Origin of the sequence: Plesiomonas sp., assembly GCF_051650925.1 — a bacterium.
Lineage (GTDB): Bacteria > Pseudomonadota > Gammaproteobacteria > Enterobacterales > CAMTGL01 > Plesiomonas.
In genome coordinates this window covers 1-1,622 of the sequence record NZ_JBOFRH010000478.1, presented here as the reverse complement: position 1 = coordinate 1,622, position 1,622 = coordinate 1, and the positions used below count along the sequence as shown (strand labels likewise).

The window sequence follows — 1,622 nt, the reverse complement described above, 5'->3', positions numbered from 1 at the left end:
ATTTTTTATATGTTTCTTACAGTTTGATTCGTATGAATAATAAACTTTAAAAACAGTATGTTACATTAACTTCTGAAAAAAATCTCAAGTTTTTTGATTACCGCCGATTAACTATATACAAGCAGTCAGCATGCTGGCTGCAATGTTAGCCTTAGTGATGAAAATAAAAAATTGCTCAACGGGCTAATGTTGTTGTCGGCAGTGCCGATAAATAAATAGATAAATAATGGTGTAACACTAATCAATAAGTTGCTGCGGGCAGTATGCTGAGCGGCAAGTTTAACGGAGATTACAAGCATGGCTATTACAGTAAATACCAACGTAACCGCACTGAATGCTCAGCGTAACCTAGGTAAAACCAACAATGCACTGAATGTTTCTATGCAGCGTCTGTCTACCGGTAACCGTATTAACTCGGCAAAAGATGATGCTGCTGGCATGCAAATCTCTAACCGCCTAGGTTCGCAAATCAGTGGTCTGGGCGTGGCAATGAAAAACGCCAACGACGGTATTTCTATTGCACAAACTGCTGAAGGTGCAATGCAGGAATCAAGTAATATCCTGAATAAAATGCGTGATCTATCACTGCAATCAGCTAACGGTTCAAACTCAACAGAAGATCGTGCTGCAATCCAAAAGGAAGTGATAGCATTAAAAAATGAGATGACCCGTATGGCTGAAACCACTACTTTTGGTGGCCAGAAGTTGCTTGACGGCTCTTTTGGTACTAAAACCTTGCAGGTGGGTTCTGAAGCTAATGAAACTATCGATTTATCACTGAAGAGTACTAAAGCTGAAGATTTGGGTGCGAATGCACACCGTGCTGATCGTATTGGTACTCTTACTGCAGGTAAAGCCACATCAGCTACAAGTAATGGTGTATCAGCTGGTAAATTGACCTTAAAAGGCAAAAAAGATGTTGATGTTAACGTTTCTGCCGGTGACTCAGCAAAAACTATTGCAGAGTCAGTGAATAGACAAAGTGCCCAAACAGGGATCAAGGCTGAGGCAAATACCTCGTTAACACTTGCTGCCGCGGGTGGCTCAATGGATATCACTATTGCTGCCGGTGGCCGCGATGCAGAGCGTATTACTGTAAACTCCAGTGATGTGAATAAACAAGCTGAAGAGATCAATGCTAAGTCAGCCAAAACAGGCATTACTGCAACGGTTAATGATAACGGCAAGTTGCAGCTGAACAATAAAGCAGGCGAAGATATTCAAATCCAGAATAAAAATGCAAGTGCAGGTAATGAAGTTACCGTTACTTCAGGTGCTGGTACTTCTGGTACTTCTGCTACATTATCCAGTGCTACACCTGCTGTAATGGTTGGTGGTGAAATTGCCTACACCGCAAATGACAGCTTTAATATCACATCTGGCGGTAAAACTCTTGGTTTAGGTAATTCCGGTGCTACCGTTGGTGCAAAGAAAGAGTCTATTGCTGATATTGATCTTTCAACTCAAGACGGTGCTCAGCAAGCAATTAGCGCTATCGATGGCGCTCTGGCATCTATCGATGACCAGCGCTCTGATCTGGGTGCGCTGCAGAACCGTCTATCTAGTACTGTTAGCAACTTGGGTAATATCCAGGAAAATGCTTCTGCAGGCCGTAGCCGTAT

The 1,622-nt window shown here is 42.5% G+C and carries 1 protein-coding gene; it reads left to right on the top strand.

What is annotated here, in order from left to right; translation table 11 throughout:
- Positions 1-297: 297 nt before the first annotated feature.
- The coding region (locus ACRC27_RS11655; protein WP_438639929.1) for a flagellin N-terminal helical domain-containing protein at positions 298-1,622 on the top strand (1,325 nt) is incomplete at its 3' end.